Annotated in this window: 21 protein-coding genes, 2 pseudogenes and 1 riboswitch; of the genes and pseudogenes, 13 read left to right on the forward strand and 10 right to left on the reverse strand. The window is 46.3% G+C overall.

Going from position 1 to position 25,488, the window contains the following annotated elements; all coding sequences use genetic code 11:
* Nucleotides 1-531: pseudogene (locus VOA_RS0118495) on the reverse strand (site-specific integrase); the annotation flags it as partial.
* A 210-nt stretch (nt 532-741) separates the two neighbouring features.
* Between VOA_RS0118495 and VOA_RS05335 the strand changes: the two are divergent.
* The 9 genes from VOA_RS05335 (at nt 742) to VOA_RS05300 (ending at nt 10,277) form a co-directional block, all read left to right on the forward strand.
* On the forward strand, nt 742-1,206 hold the full coding sequence (locus VOA_RS05335; protein ID WP_000355944.1) for an outer membrane protein assembly factor BamB family protein: 465 nt from the start codon (nt 742-744) through the stop codon (nt 1,204-1,206).
* Nucleotides 1,207-1,386: 180 nt separating this feature from the next.
* Entirely contained in the window at nt 1,387-2,895 is a 1,509-nt protein-coding gene (exaC, locus tag VOA_RS05330; RefSeq protein WP_000638552.1) for an acetaldehyde dehydrogenase ExaC, read from the forward strand.
* The gene (locus VOA_RS05325) at nt 2,867-5,047 is read left to right on the forward strand and encodes a 4Fe-4S binding protein (protein WP_000200639.1); all 2,181 of its coding nucleotides are present in this window, start codon (nt 2,867-2,869) and stop codon (nt 5,045-5,047) included. Before exaC ends, VOA_RS05325 begins: the two co-directional genes overlap by 29 nt.
* A 102-nt stretch (nt 5,048-5,149) precedes the next feature.
* Complete coding sequence (pqqA, locus tag VOA_RS19910) at nt 5,150-5,221, forward strand: pyrroloquinoline quinone precursor peptide PqqA (RefSeq protein WP_156794491.1); 72 nt, start codon at nt 5,150-5,152, stop codon at nt 5,219-5,221.
* A gap of 85 nt (nt 5,222-5,306) precedes the next feature.
* Nucleotides 5,307-6,278, forward strand: coding sequence for a pyrroloquinoline quinone biosynthesis protein PqqB (pqqB, locus tag VOA_RS05320; RefSeq protein WP_001196036.1), 972 nt, complete (start codon nt 5,307-5,309; stop codon nt 6,276-6,278).
* Nucleotides 6,279-6,287: 9 nt separating this feature from the next.
* Nucleotides 6,288-7,058 (forward strand): pyrroloquinoline-quinone synthase PqqC, encoded by a 771-nt coding sequence (pqqC, locus tag VOA_RS05315; protein WP_001148696.1) that lies wholly within the window; start codon nt 6,288-6,290, stop codon nt 7,056-7,058.
* Nucleotides 7,055-7,327 (forward strand): pyrroloquinoline quinone biosynthesis peptide chaperone PqqD, encoded by a 273-nt coding sequence (pqqD, locus tag VOA_RS05310; protein WP_000061144.1) that lies wholly within the window; start codon nt 7,055-7,057, stop codon nt 7,325-7,327. The genes pqqC and pqqD overlap by 4 nt, the downstream gene beginning before the upstream one ends.
* Nucleotides 7,299-8,426 (forward strand): pyrroloquinoline quinone biosynthesis protein PqqE, encoded by a 1,128-nt coding sequence (gene pqqE / locus VOA_RS05305; protein ID WP_000789307.1) that lies wholly within the window; start codon nt 7,299-7,301, stop codon nt 8,424-8,426. The genes pqqD and pqqE overlap by 29 nt, the downstream gene beginning before the upstream one ends.
* 63 nt (nt 8,427-8,489) lie before the next feature.
* The gene (locus VOA_RS05300) at nt 8,490-10,277 is read left to right on the forward strand and encodes an insulinase family protein (RefSeq protein ID WP_001107205.1); all 1,788 of its coding nucleotides are present in this window, start codon (nt 8,490-8,492) and stop codon (nt 10,275-10,277) included.
* 25 nt (nt 10,278-10,302) lie between these two features.
* Here the strand turns inward: VOA_RS05300 and VOA_RS05295 are convergent, their stop codons facing one another.
* A complete protein-coding gene (locus VOA_RS05295; RefSeq protein ID WP_000286800.1) occupies nt 10,303-10,971 on the reverse strand; it encodes a response regulator in 669 nt (222 codons plus the stop codon).
* A gap of 195 nt (nt 10,972-11,166) precedes the next feature.
* On the opposite strand from VOA_RS05295, the gene nosP reads away from it, so the two are divergent.
* The 3 genes from nosP (at nt 11,167) to VOA_RS05280 (ending at nt 15,143) form a co-directional block, all read left to right on the forward strand.
* On the forward strand, nt 11,167-12,366 hold the full coding sequence (nosP, locus tag VOA_RS05290) for a nitric oxide-sensing protein NosP (protein ID WP_000555812.1): 1,200 nt from the start codon (nt 11,167-11,169) through the stop codon (nt 12,364-12,366).
* A gap of 4 nt (nt 12,367-12,370) precedes the next feature.
* On the forward strand, nt 12,371-14,236 hold the full coding sequence (locus tag VOA_RS05285) for a NahK/ErcS family hybrid sensor histidine kinase/response regulator (RefSeq protein WP_000129313.1): 1,866 nt from the start codon (nt 12,371-12,373) through the stop codon (nt 14,234-14,236).
* Between the two features lie 85 nt (nt 14,237-14,321).
* The gene (locus tag VOA_RS05280; RefSeq protein WP_000817050.1) at nt 14,322-15,143 is read left to right on the forward strand and encodes a GGDEF domain-containing protein; all 822 of its coding nucleotides are present in this window, start codon (nt 14,322-14,324) and stop codon (nt 15,141-15,143) included.
* On the opposite strand, the gene VOA_RS05275 is transcribed toward VOA_RS05280, so the two are convergent.
* A complete protein-coding gene (locus VOA_RS05275) occupies nt 15,138-15,872 on the reverse strand; it encodes a hypothetical protein (RefSeq protein ID WP_001032894.1) in 735 nt (244 codons plus the stop codon). The genes VOA_RS05280 and VOA_RS05275 overlap by 6 nt on opposite strands.
* Before the next feature lie 17 nt (nt 15,873-15,889).
* A complete protein-coding gene (locus tag VOA_RS05270; RefSeq protein ID WP_000251902.1) occupies nt 15,890-16,048 on the reverse strand; it encodes a hypothetical protein in 159 nt (52 codons plus the stop codon).
* A gap of 311 nt (nt 16,049-16,359) precedes the next feature.
* Nucleotides 16,360-16,459: riboswitch (glycine riboswitch) on the forward strand.
* 92 nt (nt 16,460-16,551) lie between these two features.
* On the opposite strand from VOA_RS05270, the gene VOA_RS05265 reads away from it, so the two are divergent.
* Complete coding sequence (locus VOA_RS05265; protein WP_001061727.1) at nt 16,552-17,928, forward strand: alanine/glycine:cation symporter family protein; 1,377 nt, start codon at nt 16,552-16,554, stop codon at nt 17,926-17,928.
* Between the two features lie 72 nt (nt 17,929-18,000).
* Here VOA_RS05265 and VOA_RS05260 read toward each other — a convergent pair whose 3' ends face one another.
* The 6 genes and pseudogenes from VOA_RS05260 to VOA_RS20445 all read right to left on the reverse strand — a co-directional run.
* On the reverse strand, nt 18,001-18,639 hold the full coding sequence (locus VOA_RS05260) for a LysE family translocator (protein WP_000236669.1): 639 nt from the start codon (nt 18,637-18,639) through the stop codon (nt 18,001-18,003).
* Nucleotides 18,640-18,726: 87 nt separating this feature from the next.
* Complete coding sequence (locus VOA_RS05255; protein ID WP_000755263.1) at nt 18,727-19,464, reverse strand: DUF2931 family protein; 738 nt, start codon at nt 19,462-19,464, stop codon at nt 18,727-18,729.
* A 1-nt stretch (nt 19,465) separates the two neighbouring features.
* The gene (locus VOA_RS05250) at nt 19,466-21,595 is read right to left on the reverse strand and encodes a phospholipase effector Tle1 domain-containing protein (protein WP_000099386.1); all 2,130 of its coding nucleotides are present in this window, start codon (nt 21,593-21,595) and stop codon (nt 19,466-19,468) included.
* Nucleotides 21,592-22,380, reverse strand: a complete 789-nt coding sequence (locus VOA_RS05245) for a DUF4123 domain-containing protein (protein WP_032468390.1) — start codon at nt 22,378-22,380, stop codon at nt 21,592-21,594. Before VOA_RS05245 ends, VOA_RS05250 begins: the two co-directional genes overlap by 4 nt.
* A 20-nt stretch (nt 22,381-22,400) precedes the next feature.
* Nucleotides 22,401-23,843, reverse strand: a complete 1,443-nt coding sequence (locus VOA_RS20440; RefSeq protein WP_332252497.1) for an actin cross-linking domain-containing toxin — start codon at nt 23,841-23,843, stop codon at nt 22,401-22,403.
* A gap of 45 nt (nt 23,844-23,888) precedes the next feature.
* Nucleotides 23,889-25,286, reverse strand: a pseudogene (locus VOA_RS20445) (type VI secretion system Vgr family protein); the annotation flags it as partial.
* Between the last annotated feature and the right edge of the window lie 202 nt (nt 25,287-25,488).

Genomic DNA, 25,488 nt, shown 5'->3' on the forward strand with positions numbered 1-25,488 from the left:
TCCTGTGCCATCGAGCGTGGCCTTTTTGACAGCATTTCTATACATAGTGGTGACACGTAGGTTTTTTCTGGGAGAAAAGCTATCCCAAGCAGGGCGAGGAGGGTCAATAAAAGGATCGTAATCTTCGTTATCGTATCTATCGTCCCATTTCGCCTGAGCGTCCAATATAAACCTGAAATAATGGGTGAGAGCCTTAGAGGCTTGCTGAGCATCCTCTTTTTCATCGACAACATGTTTAGCAAGGATGAACTCATTTACGTAATTCATTGGCTCGTAGGAAACCACATCCCCTTTAACGAAAATCGGATTACCGTGTTCATCCTTAATTGGTTTATCGTTCTCATCTAGCAGATTTACCTTCTCGTAACCAACTAGACTAAGGAAGATAACCTTCTTAATGTGAGTATGATTGTCTTTGTTTGGAGAGTATTTGTATTGAGGCTCACCATTTTCATCAATGAACACTGATGGTTTTCGATAAGTGAAGTGCTTTATTGTTTTTGTTTTTATGTCGTAAATGATTTCAGCCATTTATTAGTTGCCATTTTTATTCCTAGACTGACACTCACTTTATCACACATTCTCACCATTAAAAGGTGTATGGTTGCATTAATAAACAAAAAGACAAAAAAAAGCCTCACCATGTGGCAAGGCTCTCATTTATTCTCACTTTTATTCTTCATCAAAATCGTCGGGTTCCACATATTCGTCAGAATCGTAGGGGTGTCTAATGAATGGCAGATGGACATCTGGAATGAGCCTACCGCCTACAAACAAGGTGCTGCTTATTTAGGCGCTGGCTTCACCATCAAAGCCATTAATGATGAGTACATCGGCGTACTGCGGGCGATTGACCCGCTCACCGGTGAAATTGTTTGGCAGTTCAAAAACTACGCTCCGCTTTGGGCTGGAGTATTAACCACCGCTGGCGGTTTGGTGTTTACCGGCAATCCGGAAGGCTACCTACTCGCGCTCGACGATAAAACCGGAGACGTGAAGTTTAAGTTCAATACAGGCTCAGGCATTGTCGGCAGCCCCATCACTTGGACGATGGATGGCGAGCAGTATGTCTCCGTGCTCTCTGGTTGGGGGGGCGCAGTGCCTCTTTGGGGCGGTGATGTTGCGAAACGAATCAAAGACTTTAACCAAGGCGGCATGGTGTGGACGTTCAAACTCCCTAGCGCTATGGCTACGGCAAAGAACTGAGTAACCCACAGCCATTCTCATCCCAAAGTAGGATATTTTGCCGACTAAGGATGCATGGCTGCCCACTCAAGCAAACGCAACAATGAATCAACAGCAACACACAGTGACCATCACCCTCACACAGATTGAGTTCTGCTAACGATGGTCAACGTTATGGATAGAGACACAAGAAGGTGAATCATGATTTATGCCAAACCCGGAGCGCCTGGCTCAGTAGTTTCCTTTAAATCTCGCTACCAAAACTACATTGGTGGCCAATGGGTAGAACCTGTCAATGGCCAGTATTTTATGGATACTTCGCCCTGTACTGGCGATAACATTGCGGAAGTGCCACGTTCCGATGCTGACGATATCAACCTCGCCCTAGATGCGGCGCACAAAGCGCGCGTTGCTTGGGGCAATACCTCGGTCACCGAACGCTCAAATATCTTGCTGAAAATCGCCGATCGCATTGAAAAGAATGTGGAGATGTTAGCCGTTGCCGAGACATGGGAAAACGGCAAAGCCGTGCGCGAAACACTGGCCGCAGACATTCCTTTGTGTGTCGACCACTTCCGCTATTTTGCAGGCTGCATCCGTGCTCAAGAAGGCACCGCTGCCGAACTGGATGCCAATACTGTGGCCTACCATATCAAAGAACCGCTCGGCGTGGTTGGGCAAATCATCCCTTGGAACTTCCCGCTCCTAATGGCAACGTGGAAACTGGCTCCGGCCTTAGCTGCAGGTAACTGTGTCGTGCTCAAACCCGCAGAGCAAACCCCTATTACAATTCTGCTACTGATGGAGCTGATCGGCGATTTGATTCCAGCAGGCGTAGTCAACGTGGTCAATGGTATGGGGCCAGAGGCTGGACAAGCCTTAGCAACCAGCAAACGCATCGCCAAAATTGCCTTTACTGGCTCAACAGCGATTGGTAACCATGTGTTGCGCTGTGCGGCAGACAGCTTGATCCCCTCGACCGTGGAACTGGGAGGGAAATCTCCGAACATCTATTTCTCCGATATCATGGATCAAGAAGAAGCCTTCATCGAAAAAGCAGCAGAAGGCGCGGTACTGGCATTCTTCAACCAAGGCGAAGTGTGTACCTGTCCATCGCGACTGCTGATTCAAGAAGATATTTTCGATCGCTTTATGGAACGCGTACTCGCTAAAGCGAAAAGCATTCGACACGGCAACCCGCTGGATACTGAAACGCAAGTGGGTGCACAAGCCTCTGATGAGCAGTACGTGAAAATCAAAAGCTATCTAGAAATCGGTCGCCAAGAAGGCGCTGAAGTGCTGCTCGGAGGTTCTGCCGCTGATTTCGGTGGGGGTTACTACATTCAGCCAACCATTTTGAAAGGCCATAACGCGATGCGCGTGTTCCAAGAAGAGATTTTTGGACCAGTGATCAGCGTAACCACCTTCAAAGATGAAGCGGAGGCGATTCGAATTGCTAACGACACCGAATACGGTTTAGGTGCTGGTCTATGGACACGCGATGTGAACCGCGCCTATCGCGTTGGCCGAGCGATTCAAGCTGGCCGTGTGTGGACCAACTGTTATCACCTCTATCCCGCACACTCCGCCTTTGGTGGTTATAAAAAATCAGGCATTGGTCGTGAGACCCACAAAATGATGTTGGATCACTATCAACAAACCAAGAACCTCTTGGTGAGTTATGACATCAATCCACTCGGCTTCTTCTAATCAGCCACACCTACCGCGAGAGTTCCTGCGAGCTCTCGCTCTATTCTTTCTGTTGATCCTGCTTTTATTGGCTTCCACTCATCCGGTTTTCGCCGATGAGTGGCAAGAACTAAGCCCTGAAGCTCGCGCTCTTTTCCCGACAGCCACTCGTCAAAAAGCCAAACTTAGCGAAGTCCCTGCGATTCCGGTTTATCAACTTAACGAGCTGCTAGGGTACGTGTTTGAAACGGATGATATGACTCACTTTCCTGGTTTTTCAGGCGAAACCATTAACTTACGAATTGGATTAGATACTCAAGGGGTGATCCGCGGCATCACTTTAGTTCGTCATCACGAGCCGATTTTCTTGCACGGGCTGGGTGAAGAGCCTTTGCAAGAATTTATCACTCAATACCTCAATCAGAGTCTGCATAAGCGGATCATCATTGATACGAAAGCTCACCAGAATGCTGACCCGGACACACTGCTGTTTGATGGCGTGACCAAGGCCACCGTTTCCATCATGGTGATTAATGACACCATACTCGCTTCCGCCCTGAATGTAGCGCGTCATACCCTAAGTGGCTTTGCTCCCTCTTCCGGTGCGCAGCTCAACCTTGAACCCTATCAAGCACTCAGTTATGAGCAGATACAACAGCAGGGATTACTTTATCGTTGGCAAGTGCCACTCGCTTCCTTTGCTGAACAGCTGCAAATCAGCCCCGAAGACGTGACTGCGCAGTGGCAAGAGGAAAATCCCGATCTTAGCCAAGCGCCAACGTTTGATGTGATCTTTGCCGTTCTTTCCCCCGCCTTGGTAGGCAAAAATTTACTGGGAGAAGAGGAATACGCAAGGCTTTTGCGTGAAATGGGGCCTCAAGACATTGCCTTACTACTCGGTAACTTGGGGGACTATTCACCGCTCTCGCCTCAGTTTGTTGCAGGAACGTCACCCGTGCGTTTTAGCCTTAGCCAACAAGGCTCGCCCATTGCACTGCGTGATACCGATTTTTACAGTGTGCAACCCGAGCAGCTCGCCCAAGGCCCCGTTAATCTAGGCTCCAACGATCGACAATGGTTGAAAGTGCTGCGCATTAAAAGCAGCAGTGGTTTTGATCCTTCACAGCCCCTGACGTTAAGCGTGCGATTCCCTACGCGCGCGGGATTTATGCAGACGGAGTACCGTTATCTCAGCGCAAACTACACTTTGCCTGCCTCACTATGGCAGGCCAGTGCCCCCCCCCAAGTGGCGATCCCGCTTTGGCAAAAGCTATGGCAGCAACGCAGCCTAGAAATCGCCCTGATTGTTGGCTACCTCTGCGTGATTTCCGCCTTATTTATCCTGCAGCGCCGTTGGCTTGTGCAACAAAAACATTTCGCGCAATGGCGGGCAGTGGCACTGCTCTATGTGTATGGCGTGATAGGTATTTACACTCAAGGGCAACTTTCAGTGGTGAATATCTACACCCTTTTATTGGCATTAAAAAATGGGTTTGATATCACTCTGTTTCTGCTCGACCCGATCATTTTTATTCTATGGTCGTTTACTTTTGTCAGCTTATTTTTGTGGGGCCGCTGTGTGTTTTGTGGCTGGCTCTGCCTGTTTGGCGCATTGCAAGAGATGGTGGCATGGCTGGCCAAGCAGTTTTCAATCCGTCAATGGCGCATTCCAAAACCTTGGCACCGAGTCGGAGTCTCGCTCAAATACTTCATCCTGTTTGCTTTAGTCGGGCTAAGTTTTGTCTCCTTAACAACGGCAGAACGCTTGTCGGAATTGGAGCCGTTTAAAACCGCGGTCACCCTTTTGTTTCAACGCGAATGGGCTTTTGTGGTTTACGCGCTGATCTTATTGTTACTCGCGAGCAAGATTCATAAAGTTTACTGCCGCTATCTTTGCCCACTTGGCGCAGGGCTAGCCATTTTAGGCCGATTGCGCCTATTTAGCTGGTTAGACAGAAAAAAAGAGTGCGGCACACCTTGCCAACTGTGCGCCAAATCTTGTGGTGTAAACGCAATTCGAGAGGATGGGCAGATCGATTACAACGAGTGTGTCCAGTGTTTAGAATGCAGCGTGATCTACCACGATCCACAACGCTGCGTAGTCCAACGCTACAGGAAAAAGCGCCGCCCACCCCCACAGAATGACATCCCCGTACAAACCCTCACTCCATAGCCTCTGTAAAGAAGGAGTGTTTTCATCACAAAGTAGGATGTGAAGTTAAAGCCACGGTGGTTACTCTTACTGAGCATACTCACTGAAATGGAGATTCGGCCAATGTGGAAAAAACCCACTTTTAAAGAACTGCGTTTGGGCATGGAAGTGACACTCTACATCAGCAATCGCTGAGTACAGAGTCAACTCGATTCCCCTGAAAAGCACCTGATTTCAGGTGCTTTTTTATCCGATTCGTTTTTCAGCAAGGAGTGTCTGCATGCAGGTAATTATCCTTGGCTCTGGTGCCGGAGGCGGGTTTCCACAGTGGAACTGCCAGTGCTCTCAATGCGCGGCAATGCGGTATGGAGACTTTCCATCCACTCCAAGAACCCAATCATCAATCGCGGTGAGTGATGATGGCAAACACTGGGTGATCATTAATGCTTCGCCCGATATTCGCCAGCAAATCAACCAGACACCCGCTTTCTATAGTCCCGTAGAGAATACTCCCAAAGAGAATACGCCCGCTGATAAGTCGGAGCCCACTTTCTTTAGCGCCCTAAGTACACTGCGCCAAACCCGCATTCGTGCAGTGATCTTGACTGATGCGCAAATTGATCACACCACAGGGCTACTTACCTTGCGCGAAGGGTTACCCCTGCCATTGTATTGCACCGAGGCGGTGAAAATGTCGCTCACCGAAGAATTTCCCTTACTGCCGATTTTTGAACACTGGAATGGGGGTTACCAATGCCACACCATTAGCAATGAATGGCGGATTGATGCATTACCGACACTGCGTTTTATTCCTATCCCGATACGCTCTAACGCACCACCTTACTCGCGATTTCGCCATCAACCTCGCCCGATGGAAACGATCGCGCTGCATATCATTGATGAGAAAACCGGCGGCCAGCTGCTCTATGCGCCGGGCATGGAAGCTGCAAACTCCGAAATTGAACGCGTGATGCATAAGGTCGATTGCGCACTGATTGATGGCACACTGTGGGATGACGATGAGATGATCCATCTCGGTCTTGGCACATTACGCGGTCGCGATATGGGTCATCTTCACCTTAATGGTCACGCTGGCACAATGGCGTGGCTTAAACCGTTTACCAAGCCCAGAAAAATCCTCGTACACATAAACAACACCAACCCGATTCTCAATCAACACAGTGCTGAGCGGGCATTATTAGAACAAGCTGGCATTGAGGTCGGCTTCGATGGAATGACACTAAACTTATAGGGAATGCTCATGCAAGCGATGGATAGAGACACCTTCAAAGCCGCGCTGTTTGCCAAAGGCGCGCTGTACCATATTCACCACCCTTTCCACATTGCCATGTATCAGGGACGCTGCACTGTGCAGCAGATCCGCGCTTGGGTCGCCAATCGCTACTACTACCAAATTTCCATCCCTATCAAAGATGCGAATGTGCTCGCCAATTGCCGCGATCCACAAATCCGTAGGCAATGGATTCAACGTATTTTGGATCACGATGGGCACAGTTCACTGGCTGAAGTCGGAGGAATTCAGGCTTGGCTAGTGCTTGCCGAAGCTGTAGGTCTTAACCGTGATGAAGTGTTAGATGAACGTTGGGTGCTCCCAGGAGTCCGTTTCGCCGTGGATGCTTATGTCCAATTTGCACGCAACCACAGTTGGCAAGAGGCCGCTTGTTCGTCTCTCACCGAGTTGTTTGCGCCGCACATTCATCAATCTCGGCTAGAAAGCTGGCCGGAACATTATCCTTGGATCAAACATTCAGGCTTGATCTATTTTCAACAACGTCTTTCACAAGCTCGTCGAGACGTTGAACACAGCCTTGAGGTGACATTGTCACACTTCACTAGCAATGAGATGCAACAACACGCGCTCAACATCCTGCAATTCAAGCTGGATGTGCTTTGGTCATTACTCGATGCAATCAGCATGGCGTATGAATTTGATCGCCCCCCTTATCAAGGTTTAACCGATGACCCCACCCCTTGGCATAAAGGGTTAAATATGAATGGGGGTTTAAAATGAGCTTATACAACCATACTCGACTTACACTCAATCCGCTATTTCGTATGCAGTATGAACAAGCGCAAGGTTGCCATGTTCTACTCTACCCTGAAGGAATGGTATCCCTTAGCGATAGCGCCGCAGAAATTCTTACCTGTTTTGCGCACGAAAAACGACTCGCCGATGTGATCGTCTTGATTGAAAGTCGCTATCCAGGCATTGCTCTCCAAGAAGACATTATTGAATTTGTCGAGATTGCTTATGAAAAACATTGGCTCAAATCCTGTTAAACCACCATTTTGGTTGCTGTTGGAACTCACTTATCAATGTCCACTGCATTGCGCTTACTGCTCAAATCCGCTTGAGCTGGAAGGCGAGCAAGAGCTCAGTACCGAAGAGTGGTTTGAGGTAATGACTCAAGCACGCCAACTTGGAGCGGTGCAACTGGGCTTATCTGGCGGCGAGCCTTTAATGCGCAAAGATTTAGAGCAAATCGTAGCTAAGGCACACGAGTTGGGCTTTTACACTAACCTCATTACCTCTGCGATTGGTCTCACCGAAAAACGGCTACAAGCATTGAAAGTAGCAGGATTAGATCACATTCAGATCAGTTTTCAGGCCGCCGATCCCGAGTTGAATGATGCGATTGCCGGAAAACGCCATGCTTTTGAGCAAAAATACCGCCTAGCCAAAGCCGTCAAAGCGGCAGGATTTCCTATGGTGATGAACGCCGTGATCACTAAGCAGAATATTGGTGACATTGAAGCCTTAATGCAGCTCGCTTGCGATATTCAGGCCGATTACGTTGAACTGGCGACTTCGCAATATTATGGCTGGGCATTGCTCAATCGACAGGCTCTGCTGCCTTCACAGCAACAAATCGAGAATGCCGAGCAGCAAGTGAACGCCTTTCGCGATCGGCTTCCAAGCGGCTCTCCTAAGTTTATCTTGGTCACTCCTGATTATTATGAAAAGCGTCCGAAACCTTGCATGAGTGGTTGGGGCAGCTTATTTGCGTGCATTAATCCTTACGGGCTTGCGCTGCCCTGCCACAGCGCTGCGGTTTTGCCGATCACCTTTCCGAATGTACGAACGCACAACTTTAAACAGATTTGGTATGAGTCAGATGCCTTTAACCGCTTTCGAGGTAATGAGTGGATGCAAGAGCCGTGTCGCAGCTGCCCTGAAAAAGAGCAAGATTTTGCAGGATGTCGCTGCCAAGCCATGCTCTTGACGGGAGATGCAACCAACGCTGATCCTGTCTGTGAACACTCGCCGCATCATCATGTGATTGAGCAAGCGAGGCAAGAAGCGCAAGTTGGTTGCCATTCAGAGCTGGTAGTGAGGAGTATGCGCACAGACAGGCTAATTGTGCAAAGCCGCCTTTGAATATTCATGCCTTGGGACATTCATGTTTTTAACTTTAGGCCGCTAAGCGCGTTGGAATTAAGCATGGCGAAAAACATTAGCGGTTTCTTTTCCACTTTTCGAGCGTTCGACAAAAAGATGAAAATATTCGATCAGGTCTGGCAACGTGAACTTTATCCAGCGGGGTTTATTCATTGGCACTCATCCGCTCAAACTGACGAGACAACCGTTCAAGTAGAGCAAGAGGGGCTGTGTGCCAGCATCCTTATCCGGACGCCCATACTGGATGATAGTGGAGTCAGCCATGCGTTGGAGCATATGCTGCTGAAAGGCAATTACCGCGAGCCTTCTCCCTACACCTTTTGGCAGCTGCGCAGCCAATTAAAGTTAACCGAATTCAATGCTAGCACTCGGTGTGACAAAACATGCTTCCACCTTTCCGGTACAGAGCCACAAGCAGCATTAAAAGGGCTAGATTACCTACTGTGCAGTGTTTTGGCGCCTTTACTGCAACCCCACGACTTTGACTCTGAAGTGTATTGCGCGTTTCCTTGTGACTCCGGAGTGGTATATCACGAGCTACTGGGTTATGAGCAATCATTGCAGCACCAGCTCGCACTGCAGCTTGCCACTTACCGCAAACAGCCCCCTTACAGTGGCACCAGTGCAACAATCAAGTCACTTCGTTATCAGGATCTTATCGAATATTACCGGCATCATTATCAACCGAAACAGATGGTGCTCGTCACCACTGGCGCATGGGACTTAGCTGCCGTTCATCATCTCATCGAGTCTTCACTTTCCATCCATCAAGCGTGGTTTACTCATCCTCACCCCAATACGCCGACATTAAGCCCTCATCGCCCATCGGCTGAGCAATCAGATCTCAAGCCTAAACCGCATGACCATATAAGATTAGAGGATCTCCCTGCCTCATCTTGCCTTACCCCCTATCCACAGCATGCGAATGAGCAAAATTTCACGGATAGTGAATGGCAATGGGCCAATATTCATGCGGAAAACCGTTTAATTCAGCAGTGGGGAAAAGACTTGGTGCGTCACTATCAGCGCTTTTTCCAATCTGTCGGCATGAATTGGATGCAACGGCCGGATTGGTTCCCAAACCAGCAGCCATGGATAAAAGCAGAATTTTTGGTATTGATGACGGAAGAGATCCAAACACGGCGCACGATTAGTTCGCGGATTGATGGTGAATTTGAGTTACTCGAACGGCATGAATGCGCCAACCAAGTGCTGCTAACTTATGCCATTCCTAATCGAGGACATACTCTCCTCAAGCAAGCAAAACGAGTGATGACACTGACGGATAACTGCACTTTAGCGATCTTTGATTGGCCTTCAACTCGGCCTGTGAAACCAACCGATCTCTGCACCCAACACCGCAGTTTAACCCTGCACCAAACCATGCGGCCGAATCCACCCTTTATCCAAAATATTCTGCCTAGCCATGTACCTATTCCATTAGCCGCTGGATTTTGTGAATGGCTACAACAGCACCCACACATTCTCACCCTGAGAAATAGCGGCCAGTGTTATACCATTTCCATTCGTTATCATGTCGAAAGCCATACACTTATTTTGCAGCCGATTTTCGCTTCTGAACCGATCCCACTCACTCAGGATCTGTACGCATGGCTCTCTTCGTTACAAGCTTATGCTTGGCAGGATGAACTGCCCAAACTCGCGGCTATGGCTCAAGTCTGGCTTACCAAGCATTATTGCAAAAATCTTTCTAGCACTTCGCTAAGCCAATACGCCCACCTCAAACCCTTATTTGAGGATCTCCACTTTGAAAAAACGATGGTAGAAGAACTGGTCGAAGTCTGGCTATTAGAAGAGACTTGCCACTGAAGAAAAGAACGCTAAATCGAAAATGCTAACGCCGCAAGTAATGATCAAAATCGATATGGGTTGCACCCACAACCGCTTGAATACGGTTATGCACACCCAGCTTTTTCAATATGGCCGAAACATGAGATTTCACGGTGGTTTCCGAAATATTGAGGTCATAGGCGATCTGCTTATTTGCCGCCCCTTTGGACATCGATTGCAACACTTGCAACTGTTTGCGTGTTAACGTTTGCAGCGCTTCAACACTAAAATCGGCCTGTTTACGCAGCGAACTGCTCGGAGGGTTCTTGACATTCTCACGCAAAATATCTGCTGGCAAATACACATCTCCCCGCAAAATTTGAGCAAAAGCCTCTCCCATTTGCTGTCGCGCACACGACTTCGCCACGTAGCCGACAGCGCCATAAGCCAGTGTTTGTAAAACCGTTTGTTTATCCGACTCTGCAGAAATCACCGCGACCGGCGTTGCGGGCGCAAGGTTTCTTAGCTCTAGCAAGCCATTAAGCCCGGTCATACCCGGCATATTAAGATCCAACAGCAACAAATCGCAGTCTGGCGTTTCACTCACCATACTGATGGTGGAAGGCATGTCTTCCGTTTGGCGGACATTACAGCCAGGAAACCGATTCTCAAGAACAGAAACAATCGCATCACGAAACAGTGGGTGGTCATCGGCAACAATAAATGAATACATTGTGAATCCTCACATCGAGCACAAATCATCACCAACTGACTCTGTTTATGTTGTGCGCTTAATGAAACATCCATGCGCTTATTAAAATGATGATTACCTTGGAATGGATTGGCCTATTTCATTCTCAAGTAGGATTTCATTAATTCAAAATCTAACACTACAATGTTTTAACATCAATGAAACATCTGTCAAACCATGCACAGTCTCAAGTTTGCTCCAGCCATCCGTTCTGTTGTGACAGCTGAAACCTTCCAATTGGATAGTGTGAAAGCCGTTCACGAGCTTTATCAACAATTTGCAGGATTCGATATTGGCTTCATCCTGTTTTTTTGCTCCTCCGCCTACCCTTTGACAGAACTGGAGATAGAGCTTAAGCAGCGCTTTCGCCATCTTAATGTGATGGGCTGCACCACGGCAGGCGAAATTGGCCATTCGGGCTACAACAAAAACAGCATTAGCGCGATTGGGTTTCTACGCAGTGATTTCTCCGTTGCGGGGATGCAGATCCCCCTCCAGAATTTCAGTTTAGAGAGTGCACAACGCAGTGTTGCCGAGCTGATCAGCCGCTGTAAAAGCCAGCTCAAAGCCCCGATTGAAGAAGGCACGTTTGTGTTGACCTTAATTGATGGGTTAACCAGCCAAGAAGAGTCCGTGTTACTGACCCTCAATACAGCACTAGGGCGCATCCCACACTTTGGTGGCTCAGCTGGCGATGATGAACGGTTGGCATATACCCATGTGTACAGTGAGGGGCAGTTCCATGAAAACTCAGCGATCGTAATTATGGTCAATACTCGCTGCCCTTTTGAAGTGTTTACGACCCATCATATCGAAAGCTTAGGGAGCAAACTGGTTGTCACCCAGGCAGACAGCGAACATCGCCGTGTTTACGAGTTCAATTCCGAGCCTGCTGCTCTTGTGTATGCCAGAGAGATCGGTTTAGAGGTGAATGAATTACGGCCAGAAATCTATGCGCTCAATCCACTTGCGGTCAAAGTGGGCAACGAGTTTTATGTCCGATCAATCCAAAAAGTGAACCGCGATTTAAGTTTGGATTTCTATTGTGCGGTCGATAACGGCATCGTGGTCACTGCCATGAAACCCGGCAATGTCATTGAAAACTTAAACCAGAAACTGACTCAGGTCACCGAACAGCTCGGAGAGTTACAGCTCATCATTGGCTGTGATTGTTTTTTGCGCCGCAAAGAAGTGGAAGTGACTCATCGCCAGCATGCTATGCAGGCATTGTTGCAGCAATTTCGTGTCGTGGGCTTCAATACCTACGGTGAACAACTCGGTGGTATTCATGTAAATCAAACGTTTACTGGCGTGGCGATGGGTTTTTCAGCCACAGCAAACCCAAACCACGTGGTGGTAAAGCGTAAAGCGAGTTAAGCCGATGACTGACGGAGAACGTTTAGAGCTAGAGCAACTGCGGGCGGAAAATGCTCGGCAGAAAAAAATGATTGAGGTACTGGTGAATCGGGTTGAGCAAAACCATTGTCACACCATCGAACCTTATGCCGCCTTTCAGCATTCAGTGATCCTCGCCGACCAAGTGCGACAAAAAACCGAGGCTCTTAACGCAACTCTGCTCGATTTAGAACAGCTCAACACTCAACTTAGTCAGGCCAAACTGAACGCAGAAGCGGCGCACCAACGTTTTTTGGATGCTATCGAATCGATTAGCGATGGTTTTGCGCTCTACGATCGCACGCTTCGTCTCGTGCACTGTAACTATCGATTCCGTAAGTTTTGGCTCGATGCCAACATAGATTTAAGCCAACAACCAATCACTCTTAAAGAAATCAAAGCATTAGCTCAACAAAAAGGGCTAATCATTCGAGAGCTGCCTCTACAACACCCTAACGAAGGCCGTGTTTTTCAGCAAAATAATGATCGCTGGGTGCAAGTAAGTGAACGACCAACTGCCGATGGGGGCTTAGTCATGCTCTATACCGACATTACCGTGCTTAAGCAGGCTGAGAGCGAAAGACATCAGGCAGAATTCCATCGAAAATTGAAAAAGTCTTATGTCACCTTGGAGAAGCGCTTTGAACAACGAGCGACTGAACTGCAAAACTTGAACAACCAATTGAATGCAGAGATCAATGAACGCGAACGGATCCAAAACCGCCTGCTAGAAGCCAAGCGTGAAGCCGAACAAGCGAATGAGTCAAAAACCAAATTTTTGGCTGCAATCAGCCATGACCTTCTGCAGCCCCTTAATGCTGCTCAACTGTTTATCGGTTCATTAGAAGCAAAAGTCACCGATACAGAAACCCAACAAATTGTGCATGCACTCTCCACATCCGTCACTGATGTTGTCTCGTTAATTGCTTCATTAGTCGATATTTCCAAGCTCGATGCAGGTGCCATCATTCCAGATAAACAACCTTTCATGCTCGGCGAATTACTGAGCAACTTAGCCAATGAGTTCCATGAACAAGCCAGTGCCAACAGCCTAAAATTTCGTTACGTTCCTATCAGTGCCATGGTTCACAGCGATTCACTGCTCATTGCTCGAGTTGTCCGTAATCTGGTGAATAACGCGATTCGCTACACACCCAAGGGCAAGGTACTACTCGGTTGTCGTCGAACATCAATGGGGGTTCGCATCGATGTTTATGATACAGGCGTAGGCATTCCAGAAGATAAACAAACCGTAATATTTCAAGAGTTTAAGCGGTTAGATGCCCGCCCATCATTTAAAGGGACTTCACTAGGATTAGGGCTAGCGATTGTGGAGAAAATAGGCCGAGTGTTGGAGCATCCAATCACGCTTCACTCTTCAATAGGTAAAGGTTCTCGCTTCTCTATCACCTTACCTTATGCCGAAGCTCAACCTTTGATGGATACACCAACGGCTAATGTCATTCTCAACCAGAACGTATTCTTTGGAAAACATGTGTTGGTGGTCGATAACGATGAGGCAATTTGCCGCGGCATGCACGCTTTGCTGAGCGAATGGGGGTGCCATGTATACACTTACACCTCTTTAAAACGACTTCCCACTCACTTTTCCTCAACTCAGCCGCTTGATTTATTGATCGTGGACTATCATCTCGATGGGGATGAAGATGGTCTTTCTGCCGCACACTTTTTACAGCAACAATACTCCTCAACATTTCCTATCATGGTGATCAGTGCCGATCGAAGTGATAAATTGCTGGCTGCCGTTCGCCAAAAACAGTTCCTTTTACTCAACAAACCCACTTCACCGGTGAAACTTAAAGCAACCTTAGGCTACCTATTAACCACCTAAGCTTAAGTCGGTTTTATTTCAGATTGGCGTTAAGAAAAAATAGGCTACACTTACTTGTACCATAAGAAATTGATATGGATTAAGAGTGAAGAGAGCAAGACCTAAATTAGCAATAAGTTACTTAACCACAATATTTTTGTTGGGCATTCTTATCTATTTTGTTGGCAATCATTTTGAGGTCGATTCTTATCATGATTTTTATTTTGAATTCTATACTTTTTCCGTTGTTTTATATATTTTCTTAATCACTAAAGACAGTTTATTAAAAAATATAAAAATTCGCATAGGTGCATTTTTATTACTTTTCAATCAAGCTTATGATTTGCTAACTGAGATTGCCTACCTCCGCGACTTCGGAAGCCAATTTAAACTGACCAATGCCATCTTAGATGATGGATTGACTTCATTGGCTTTTATCCTTATCGCCTATGGATTAAGTGAGAGTAATCATCATCTTTTACGTTTAGCCAAAACCGATGACTTAACAGGGTTAATGAATCGACATGCGTTAAAAACACTACCATTAAAAATATTTGATCTTATTTATTTGGATCTCAATGGTCTCAAAGAGATCAATGATCGACATGGACATGAAGCTGGCGACAATTTATTAATTAAGTTTGCCAAAATATTGAATGAATGTTGCCATAAAAAAGAATATGCCATCCGGATTGGAGGAGATGAATTTATTGTTCTTCTCACTCCAGATCGCGCATCAGAATTTATATTTCAGTTAAATTTAATAGCAGACCAGTCGAGTATCACTTTCGCCTATGGCATCACTCAAGCCACGGAAGATACACTTCAAGACGCACTATCCCGTGCCGACAAAGCCATGTATCAAATGAAACAGCAAAGTAAATCCGGCACAGGATATCCCAAAAGTAACACGCAGATTGATTTATAAGCCTATTTCTTCTGAGAGCGATTTAATTTCTTCAAGATCCATCTGGTGCACGCGAATCAACTGGTCAATCTGACTGATGCGCGAATTAGCGGCATCTTGCTTATCACAAGCATCGGATTTTGCATCCCATGACTTACCTTCAAGATAAATATCACACTCTTTTTTAAGCGCTTTTACTTGAGGTACTAAAGTGTCACGCTCTTTTTGCAGCGTTTCCAATTCTTGTTTGATTTTGAGTTCACGCTGAAACAGTTCACGCGAACGTTCCAACATGGTGGCTTGTATATCGGCTTGGCGGTTCAGCTGATTATTGTGGGTGTTGGCAAGTTCCAATGCCATTTTTTGCTCATTGAGCTGCTGCTCAAGATCGAGGTTGTGTTTCTCAAGCTCAGCAACATATTTATCACGCTGCACCGATTCTGTTTGCCACTCTTCCCGCTGCTTAGCTAAGGCCTGATCCATTTTGATCTGCCACTGCTCATCGTTGTTCTGCTCTGTCACCTCAGCCGCTTTTACCACTTCTGATTTTGCATTTTTTAACTGCTCAAGTTGATTTTGCAGTGCTTCATAAGACGCCTCCCAGCGACTGGTTGTCACAGATGAACCGATCAGTCCACCCAATGCAATACCTAATGCCGCAGCAATCGCAATATAAAGATAACCTTGCTTATCTCTTCGTTCGATAACAACAACTTCTTCATTGTCTTCAAACTCATTGTGTTTGTTCACGCTTCGCTCCTTTTGCGTCAGCGAATCAGTTCTGAAATAACCAAGAAGGTGGTGTATAAACCGAAGGTCGCCAAAATGGCGATGACAACCCCCTTCTGCAATTTTTCGTTGGTGCGATAGCGAATCAATACAAACGCTAATGCAATCAACAACGTTATCGCAATCAATCTCACCATATCACCTCTCCTAGCGCACTTATTTTATACCACTTATACGCAGTTTAACGTCAGAGAAAAGTGGTTTCCTAAGTAGAGTTGAACAAGAGTTAATCAGACAGCATCTTTTGTTGGTGACATCACATTTTCTTTTCGCTAGTATCCGCCTTGCAAATCGTTTTATTCAAGACGATTGTTCCGTTGAAGACTGCAGGAGAGTGGTTGTTAACTAGATTTTAACATCTGGGCCAAATAACCCGCCGAAGAAGTAAATCTTTCAGGTGCATTATTCTTAGCCATTTATTGGCAACGAATAAGCGAGGACTGTAGTTGGAGGAACCTCTGGAGAGAACCGTTTAATCGGTCGCCGAAGGAGCAAGCTCTGCGCATATGCAGAGTGAAACTCTCAGGCAAAAGGACAGAGGAGTGAAAGGCCAATCTTTTAGTGAGCTCGCTAGAGCTCTGCTGTGCATTTTTCGCACCCTTTCTCTCTTCTCCTTATGTTTATTTTTTAAGGGGAAAACATGAATAACCTGCAATCTTTTCTGCAAACTGTTGATAGTTTAGTGTGGGGTCCACCACTGTTAATTCTTCTGGTCGGCACTGGTGTCTATTTCACCTTCCGCTTGGGCTTACTGCAATTTCGACGCCTGCCGACGGCTTTAGCTATGGTATTTGGCCGCGAAAAATCTTCAGACAAACAAGGTGATGTATCAAGTTTCGCCGCACTGTGTACCGCCCTCTCCGCCACTATTGGTACAGGAAACATCGTGGGTGTTGCGACCGCAATCAAGCTCGGCGGCCCAGGTGCCCTGTTCTGGATGTGGCTCGCCGCCCTGTTTGGCATGGCAACCAAATACGCAGAATGCTTACTCGCGGTGAAATATCGCCAAATCGATGACAAAGGACAAATGGTCGGCGGGCCAATGTACTACCTGCGTGATGGTGTGGGTTCAAAAACACTGGCAGTATTATTTGCTGTGTTTGCCGTAGGGGTTGCCTGCTTCGGGATTGGTACTTTCCCACAAGTGAACGCGATCTTAGATGCCACTCAAATCTCTTTTGGTGTCCCTCGTGAAGCCTCTGCGGTGGTACTGACCGTACTGGTTGCCATTGTCACTATCGGTGGTATTCAATCCATCGCTAAAGTGGCAGGAAAAGTGGTTCCTGCGATGGCGCTGTTTTACATTGTCGCCTGCTTAAGTGTGATTGTTACCAATGCAGACAAACTCGCAGACGCCGTGGAATTGGTGCTGGTATCCGCGTTCACCTCAACTGCTGCAACTGGTGGCTTCTTAGGTGCGAGCATTATGCTCGCGATTCAATCGGGTATTGCTCGCGGCGTGTTCTCCAATGAATCTGGCTTAGGCAGTGCGCCTATGGCGGCGGCAGCGGCAAAAACCGACTCCTGCGTTGAGCAAGGTCTTATCTCTATGACGGGGACCTTCTTCGATACCATCATCATCTGTACGATGACTGGCTTGGCTCTCATTCTAACGGGCGCTTGGCAGAGCGATCTTTCTGGTGCAGCGATGACCACCTACGCTTTTGCCACTGGCTTAAATGCACAAACTATCGGTCCGATGCTGGTTTCGATTGGTTTGATGTTCTTTGCCTTTACGACCATTCTGGGTTGGAACTACTACGGCGAACGCTGCATGGTGTTCTTATTCGGAACCAAAGCGGTATTGCCTTATAAAATCGTCTTTATTGGCTTGATTGCCTCAGGCGCATTCCTGCACCTCGATTTGATTTGGATTATCGCCGACATTGTAAATGGTTTAATGGCAATTCCGAACCTTATTGGCCTTGTTGCCTTACGCCATGTGGTCGTGGAAGAAACGAAGCAATATTTTGCCGCGCGTTATCAATACTCCGAAGCCGAAGCCCAAGTTCAATAACACCTAGTCGGTCTAAGCACAAAGAAAAAGCGCCCAACGGCGCTTTTTCTACTTTTAAACCTTTATTTCAAGCTAGGCTTGGGGCTTCTCTAAGAGAAGTTTGATACCTAATGCGACCAAAACAACTCCCGTTGTACCTTCCATCCAACGCATAAAAGAAGCGTTTTTCAGAAGGTTTTTAGCGCTACTCAAAGCACCGGCTAAACCACATTGCCATACCATCGCAATCGCAAAATGAATCAACGCCATCAGCAAAGATTGCGCTAACGGTGAATAGTCAGGATTAATAAATTGAGGCAGAAAAGCTAAGTAAAAGACGGCAGTTTTAGGGTTCAGCACATTCGAGAGGAAACCTTCACGCAGCGATCGGGTTAAACGAAATTGTGCATGAGCTAGGCTCGCAACCTCAATGCCCTGATCTGTTTTCATTAATGATCGTAAGCTCGAAATACCCAACCAAATCAGATAAGCCGCTCCCACCATTTTGACGATTTGAAATAGCTCAGCCGATTGAGCAAGAATCGCAGAGATACCAATAGCAGAAAAAGTGGCATGAACGAATAAGCCAAAACAGATACCCAAACTGGTCGTGCATCCATCGGCAAACCCAGCCCGCGAAGTGTTACGGATCACCAAAGCAGTATCTAGCCCCGGTGTTAAAGTCAAAATAGTAATAGCGATAAGAAAAGCTTCGAAATTCTGGATAACCATATCAATCCTTGAAGGAAAATCAGCGAGCCTTTCTTATACCTCAAAGCCTCTCATGTGTCTTATGAAGATTTTTCAACTCACGCTAAGTTACTCGCCAAGCATTTTAATTTCATTGATGGAATAGACCTTATTCACTTTATCCCAAGGGATCGGCTCTAGCTCAACACCTGCATCCTTAGCGCGTTGTTGGATATTTCTAATATAAGAAGATTCTTTATATGTATCGGCTTTAAACCCATTGCTATCACGATCAGGAGTTTGGTCAGGAGCTAACTCCGTAAGATAAATAGTCTCACTACAGCCACTCAACCACACCTTAGCTTGCCCATTAGGCAGAAGACCAAAAATAAACTCTGCGCGATAACATGGATCAACAATAAATCCATTCCATTTAGTATAAGTTGTTTTCGTAGCTACTAACTGTTTTACGTTGTCAGGAATCTCATACTTAGTGACATAAAATTTGGTATCAAACAATGAAACCCAGTACACATAAAGTGTATCAGGTAGCTGGGTGGAACCTACACCAATTTGGCTTCTGCTTGTAATACCTAAGGCATGTGGCAGCCCAAAACCATCATAATCAGGAAATATCTGACGGATATACTCAATATCGCTATCACTCATACGGGGGATAATATTATGAATTAATACAGTCCAGTTTTCTTTTTCATTAACACCGTAGATTTGGGTAATTTTTACTGGGTAAAACGAAGGCATTGTTACACCAACTCGCCACGTCCATGGCTGCTCGGTTTGATATGCAGCATTAGTAGAACATGAGTTAAGTAAAAGCACTGACAATAACAAGAACACTTTTTTCATTTTATTTTCCTTGTTCGCATGGATAGCTGGCTCTTTTATAGCAGCCTGCTTTTTCGTCCCACAACGGAGACATTCCAATATCATCACCGGATGAATGGTGGAAGAGATTCAATGCCATGAGATTTGTCTTTAGCTCTGGGATTGAGAGCTTCTGTTGCAACGCTGAATATTGCCCATTTTTAGCTAGCTCTAGTACGCTTTGATTGATCTTGGCAAAGCCGCTGCCATAATCTTCGATGTTGTAGTGACGCATATCTTTATCTTCCCAGACTTCGGAATTTTCGTCGGACATGGGAACGCCATGGAACTCGGCCAAACCGTACATTAAACGTAAGTACAAACGCGAGAGATCGCCTTCTACTTGACGTTGAATATAAAGTTTGCCTGTCACTCGCCCACCATCGTTCTTACCTTCTTGGCGAACGTCCAACGGCTCAATCACGTAATCCTCTTCTTTCCACCCCGTAAGCCTATCTAGCACCTTATATTTTTCTAGCTCATTTAACACATATTGCTTGGTTTTCTCTTCGTCCCAGCGTTCGGAAAACGTACGACTCACACGCTTAACAAGCTTCTTCTCTAAAACAGGTAACAAATAGTCTGGATTGTCAAAACTGAGCCTAGAGTGATAGCCGCCCCCAATATCTGAGTGAGCGCCTGGCAAAACAAATTCATGAAAATGTTCTTCATCCGTAGAATTGAGATGGTTCAAACTAAAGTTATCTCGGCATTCAATGGTCGGATCCGCCGTTAAATGTACGGCACGCCTGACTCGTCTAGGGTCAATCCATAGTCTTACATCACCATTATCCGTGTGTGTATTGAGATCTAGGCCAAAAGAGGAGTTTTTAGAAAAAATATTGACTACTGAGGCCACTGTATCAAACAAACCAGCAAAGGTGATTTCGCAATTCGCTTTTATTTCATCGACCTCATCCCAATCAAAAGCGTAAATGAGTGGTAAATCGGCTTTCTGGCAGCCTAATGTAAACGTCTTCGCAAATTCGCCATTTTCACCATCCAATACCATATTGATGAAATGTCTTGCGGCAGCCGCTCCACGACTAAATCCAAAAACATCAAATTGGAGCTTTTCTATACCATCGACTTTCATTTCAAGAACTGTTTCAAATGTAGAGGTAACCTGTTCTATATTTTGAGAAAGTGTTTGAATCCCTGTAGTGACTTTGGCTGTAACTCCATACTTACCAATTCCTAAGCCTTGCCCGACAACGATCGACTCATCTGCAGGAGCAATCGCGGTGCTATTTCCCGTACCAATCCCAGTGATATACTCAGCATGGCTAAACATATTTTTTTCTTTAAAAAATTTGTCTTGAGAGTATAAATCGAACAGTTTTTGAACATTGGTTAATTCATTACTTGCACTACCCGCAACCGTTTCCATTTCTCCCTCATCATTTTTAAATAAGGAGAGAATAAAATTGTCTTTTTTCGGATAGGTAAAACAATCATTAGAAAGTGCCGTAATTGGAACTTCTTTTTTTGTTCCATTACCATTTTTGGAATTAATCTCGCATTCAGCATCGTACTTTGCTTTCCATTTACGATAATAATTTTCTAATTGTTGTTTTCCCCATTGGGCGCTGTAGGTATTGTTAGCGGTACCATCAAAGAACATTCCGACTCGAAGAGTAATAAACTTGTATGCCCTAACTTGAAGAATATAGGTTTTATCTGTAAAGAGTTTTAACGTTCCGGCTTTGCCTTTTTGATGGTTAGTTGGCAATACGATCTCTTTCGGTAATTTGGTCAAATCACCCGTCGTAATTTCTTGATAAACCACCGGGCCACTCTTGTGGGCACTGTAACTGCTAGAAAACTCTTCAACCGGTTTAGCTATCTCTTCATTTCTTGGGTGACTTTTATCTTGCGCAGCTTTTAACCACTGATCGTAATCCAACTCGATTTCAACAGGACCGGGCGCAAGATTTTCAATCAGGATAGGTGAAGCATTAAGTTCAATTGGATGCTTATTTTTCATTGCGTCAATCAAAACACCACTCACACCTTCAAAGGGCTGGTTATGTTCATCCCGCACAATAATTTCAATCCAATGTTTGAGATTCTCACAAGGTTGACAATGTGGATGGGCACCTGTGCTACTCATGCTAATTTCTCCCGAATTTGCATTATTTCCTGAAGTTCTTGTTGATTAAGATGAAGAGCATCACTCATCTGCTCTAGAGTGGCTAATGAGGCTTTCCACAAGTGATTTAAAACTAAGTACTCTGCATTATCGTGCCCCAAATTAGCCTGCTTAGCTTCATCTAAAATGGTTTTAATCGATTGTTGTGGCTCATCAAGCTGTTCCATTACGTAAGGAAGCTTTTCCCAAAAACGTCGTTCTAAAACTTGGGCATGCACTTCGGTTCGATAAAGTGGCATCAAATGATAAGGCTGAATTTTCCACCAAGGGGCAGGTTGATAGATAAACTCGAAACTACGCGTATTTCCCCATTCCTGAAATACTCCTTGCTTAACGGCGGCTAATTTTTCTACCGGCCCTAAAAAATCGTTACGTTCCAGATCTCGCATCGCATCCAGCATAGGCACAATGACCTGCCTATCATAAAAACGAAACAGTACTTCTTCGCCTTCCAGTGCTGCAATCAAAAGGCTTTGAAGATGGCTTAATAATTCACTTGTAGAACTATGACTGGTTAAGAAAATGCCTTGCTGTAACAGCTCATCCGGTAATGCCAACACCTTATCTGAGACAGGAATTAGCCAAGGGGACAAACTCATCACAGGAGCAAAGGTCTCGCCGTGGAAAACAACTTGTGTACCATCAAATACAATTCCACTGTTATTCGCCACCGCCTGTTTAAACGTTGAATGATCAGCAAGCCAATAGACGTTTGATGTCTGTTCACTCAACCATTGTAAAAGCATCTTTTCCATTCCATTTTCCACTAAGCAATAATGCGTTGCCATTCTTGAGGATTATGCTCTTTAACCCATTGTGCTTTTTGATTCGCGGAAGCAATTTTCTTCGCATTTTTAACGGGAGGTTGATTCATGGAGTCTCGGTAGCTTTGGTACCATTTATCAAATGCATCGCCACTATTTTGCACAAGTGATTCTACTTGTTGAATTACTGTTTTACGCTTCATAGGATCAAACTGATCGAGTAACTTCACTTCTGACTTAGTTGTCGATTCTGTTTTAGGTAAATAACTTTGCAGTTCATTCGGAACAGTTCTGAACTCAAACAAAACCGCCAATTCCGGACTATGTTTATCACCGACCGTCGCATTATTAATACCGTGTCCGGCTACTTCACCACCATCTTGGAAATATTGAAATACATTTTTCGACAAACTCTCAGAATAGCGAGACTGCAATTGAGGCTTGATATGTTTCATAACCGCTTTTGCATCACTCTTACTGAGTATTTCTACTATTTTGCTTGGTTTTGTACGTGGCAATATTTCCCATGCATTTTTTACTTTTGGATCCGTTAATCCATTCGCATTTGGAGTAATTTGCTCCGACATGGGGTCCCATTCATTGATGTAAATACCAAACTTCTTCGCTAGCTCTGCTGTTTTTAAATAAATAGACGTCAGATAAGCAAATACGTTTGCAGCTAACTCTTTATCATCCAAGTTTTCTGCGCTCGTTAGAGATGCAAATTGGCTCTTGAGTGATTTCTGATACCAAGGTGCAGATTCAAGTAACCTTAATTCTGGCGTTGCACTCGTCCCGAAACCTTTAGCAGCAACACCCACTGTGGCTTGCTGTCCACTTGGTGTCATCGTGATTGTTTGACCTTGAGATTCTGCAGAAATCCCATTGCCCGCAGCAATCACATGCTTCGCATTAGTGATTTCGATAACAAAGCGTCCGTCTTCACTTTGAATAGGAGCTAATGGTTGATGATTGGACTGGTCGATATGCGTAGTAAAGTGGGTTGCTAACCACAACATGGCTTGTTTGCGTGTTTCAACAGCAGCTTTATCGTCCATTTCACAAGGGTAGCTCACCAACTCTACTGTATGCGTCTGCCAATTCTGATAATTTTTTCCATCTTGTAATGAAGGTGGCCGCTGATACGAACCTTGGTTCATGTCTTTCGTTAACATAAACAGCGCATCACCTTGTGCACTTTTCACGTAGCCAAATTTCTGTGCCGAGTTGGCTGGCATAGCCACCACTAGACCAGCTAACTCATTCTCAATGCCAATGGATGACTTAGGGAAATGTGTTGGAAAATCCGGCGTTGCCTTAGTGGATCTTCCAAGATTAGGCTGCGCGTTAGCGGTTGGCTGTGGATTCATTATTGGTTGTGGTGGCGCCATTGGCGGAGCAATCGGTGGTGGTGGAGGCGGCGCGATACTATTCACCGCAGGCATTGCTTCTTGAGCGGCTAAAGGACACACCTTCACCGCAGGAACATTCGCTTGCTCGGCCTGTAGCAACGCTTGGTAAGAGATGGTTTGCGGTGGAGCCAGTGTCACGGCGGGTTCTAAGCCGCCCGGTAAGGCGGGCATTGCACCGCCAAAGCCGCTACCACTACCAGCGCTGCCGCCAGAGTTGAGATTGACCAAAGCACCGGACAGATGCACCCCAGCCGGATCGACTTTCACAAAGCTGCCGCCCGCTTTAACGGTAATCTCGGAGCCCGCTTCAATCACGACTTTCTGTCCCGCTTTCACATGGATCTCTGTACCCGCTTCATTGACCCAAACTTTGCCCGCTTTCACATGCAGCGAGCCTTCAATACTCAGCACTTGCTCGCCAGTCACCGCTTCTCGACTTTCCCCTTCCACCGTCAGGTGTTGGTTGTGCTTAATCTCAGTGAACTGGTCGTTTTCAACGGTTAGGTGTTGGTCGTGACGAATGACCGTGGTGTGGTCGTTTTCAATCAAACCATCGAAGTCTTTCTGCGCATGCAGGTAGATTTGCTCTTTGCCCGCTTGGTCTTCAAAACTGAGCTCGTTAAACCCTTCCCCTTGGTGCGTCTCAGTGCGCAGCACGGTTTTGGTTTTGTGCTCTGGCAAGGTATATGGCGGCGTGTTGGTCGCATGATAAGTGCGTCCGGTGATAATCGGTTGGTCTGGGTCACCATTTAAGAAAGAAACAATCACTTCATGGCCGATGCGCGGAATGGCGATAAAGCCGTATTGGCTGCCCGCCCAACCTTGTGAAACGCGTACCCAACAGGAACTCTGCTCATTGCCATTGGAATAACGGTCCCACGGGAAATGGATTTTCACCCGCCCGTGTTCATCACAGAAGATTTCTTCACCTTCAGGGCCAACAACCGTCGCTATCATTGGACCATCGACTTGCGGTTTGGGTTGTGGCTCGGCGCGCCAGTGAAGATGCCCCGGAATTAAACTAAATTGGTTACTGTAAGTAGTGGCGCCGCTGCCACCGTCTTCTTGTAGCGCTTGCGGCTGCTCACCTTGATGGTTAATCGACACCACCACCCAATCGCGGTTCATCGCGGGGTCAAGGTGCTCTTGCAGGTCAAACTTATAGCCCGCACGCAGTAGCGGTTCGTTGCTCTGCCCTGCCGCGGTGTGGGCATGGCGGCGCAGGTAGTCTAAGCGGATTTGGCTAAAGGCTTCACCATTCACATCGTCTTTGTAGCGCCCCGGCGCATCAAAGTGTTGGTAGCGCGTTTGCTGATAGCCAAGCTCTGTGCCCTGCACGGTTTGTAAAAAGGAGTAGGCTGGCTTTTTGAAGCTGTAGTCTTTGAGCTGAACTTCGCTGACTTCTGCTTGGGTGTGATAGGTTAAGCCGTGGATGTACGGCGTATCTATCGCACCACCCGCTAAAGACGCTGTTGGAGAATGACTCCTGTCCGCTAAAGCCTCTGACCACCAGAGTCTCATCTTCCAGCCCTTCCACCTCAATGCTGTACGCTAATGTCGCCATCCTGCCTTTCCTTCCCCTACATTAAAAATGGCAAAACCTTAAACCCACAATACCGCGCCAAACGATACTCTGGGTTTAAGGTTTACAATCGCCCACCCGAAGGTGAGCGACATA

Source organism: Vibrio sp. RC586 (assembly GCF_000176715.1).
Classification (GTDB): Bacteria; Pseudomonadota; Gammaproteobacteria; order Enterobacterales; family Vibrionaceae; genus Vibrio.

Coding starts and splice junctions, on each gene's coding strand:
- VOA_RS05335 (WP_000355944.1), top strand. CDS start 742: ATGGACATCTGGAATGAGCCTACCGCCTACAAACAAGGTGCTGCTTAT.
- exaC (WP_000638552.1), top strand. CDS start 1,387: ATGATTTATGCCAAACCCGGAGCGCCTGGCTCAGTAGTTTCCTTTAAA.
- VOA_RS05325 (WP_000200639.1), top strand. CDS start 2,867: ATGACATCAATCCACTCGGCTTCTTCTAATCAGCCACACCTACCGCGA.
- pqqB (WP_001196036.1), top strand. CDS start 5,307: ATGCAGGTAATTATCCTTGGCTCTGGTGCCGGAGGCGGGTTTCCACAG.
- pqqC (WP_001148696.1), top strand. CDS start 6,288: ATGCAAGCGATGGATAGAGACACCTTCAAAGCCGCGCTGTTTGCCAAA.
- pqqD (WP_000061144.1), top strand. CDS start 7,055: ATGAGCTTATACAACCATACTCGACTTACACTCAATCCGCTATTTCGT.
- pqqE (WP_000789307.1), top strand. CDS start 7,299: ATGAAAAACATTGGCTCAAATCCTGTTAAACCACCATTTTGGTTGCTG.
- VOA_RS05300 (WP_001107205.1), top strand. CDS start 8,490: ATGGCGAAAAACATTAGCGGTTTCTTTTCCACTTTTCGAGCGTTCGAC.
- VOA_RS05295 (WP_000286800.1), bottom strand. CDS start 10,971: ATGTATTCATTTATTGTTGCCGATGACCACCCACTGTTTCGTGATGCG.
- nosP (WP_000555812.1), top strand. CDS start 11,167: ATGCACAGTCTCAAGTTTGCTCCAGCCATCCGTTCTGTTGTGACAGCT.
- VOA_RS05285 (WP_000129313.1), top strand. CDS start 12,371: ATGACTGACGGAGAACGTTTAGAGCTAGAGCAACTGCGGGCGGAAAAT.
- VOA_RS05270 (WP_000251902.1), bottom strand. CDS start 16,048: ATGGTGAGATTGATTGCGATAACGTTGTTGATTGCATTAGCGTTTGTA.
- VOA_RS05265 (WP_001061727.1), top strand. CDS start 16,552: ATGAATAACCTGCAATCTTTTCTGCAAACTGTTGATAGTTTAGTGTGG.
- VOA_RS05260 (WP_000236669.1), bottom strand. CDS start 18,639: ATGGTTATCCAGAATTTCGAAGCTTTTCTTATCGCTATTACTATTTTG.
- VOA_RS05255 (WP_000755263.1), bottom strand. CDS start 19,464: ATGAAAAAAGTGTTCTTGTTATTGTCAGTGCTTTTACTTAACTCATGT.
- VOA_RS05250 (WP_000099386.1), bottom strand. CDS start 21,595: ATGAGTAGCACAGGTGCCCATCCACATTGTCAACCTTGTGAGAATCTC.
- VOA_RS05245 (WP_032468390.1), bottom strand. CDS start 22,380: ATGCTTTTACAATGGTTGAGTGAACAGACATCAAACGTCTATTGGCTT.
- VOA_RS20440 (WP_332252497.1), bottom strand. CDS start 23,843: ATGCCTGCGGTGAATAGTATCGCGCCGCCTCCACCACCACCGATTGCT.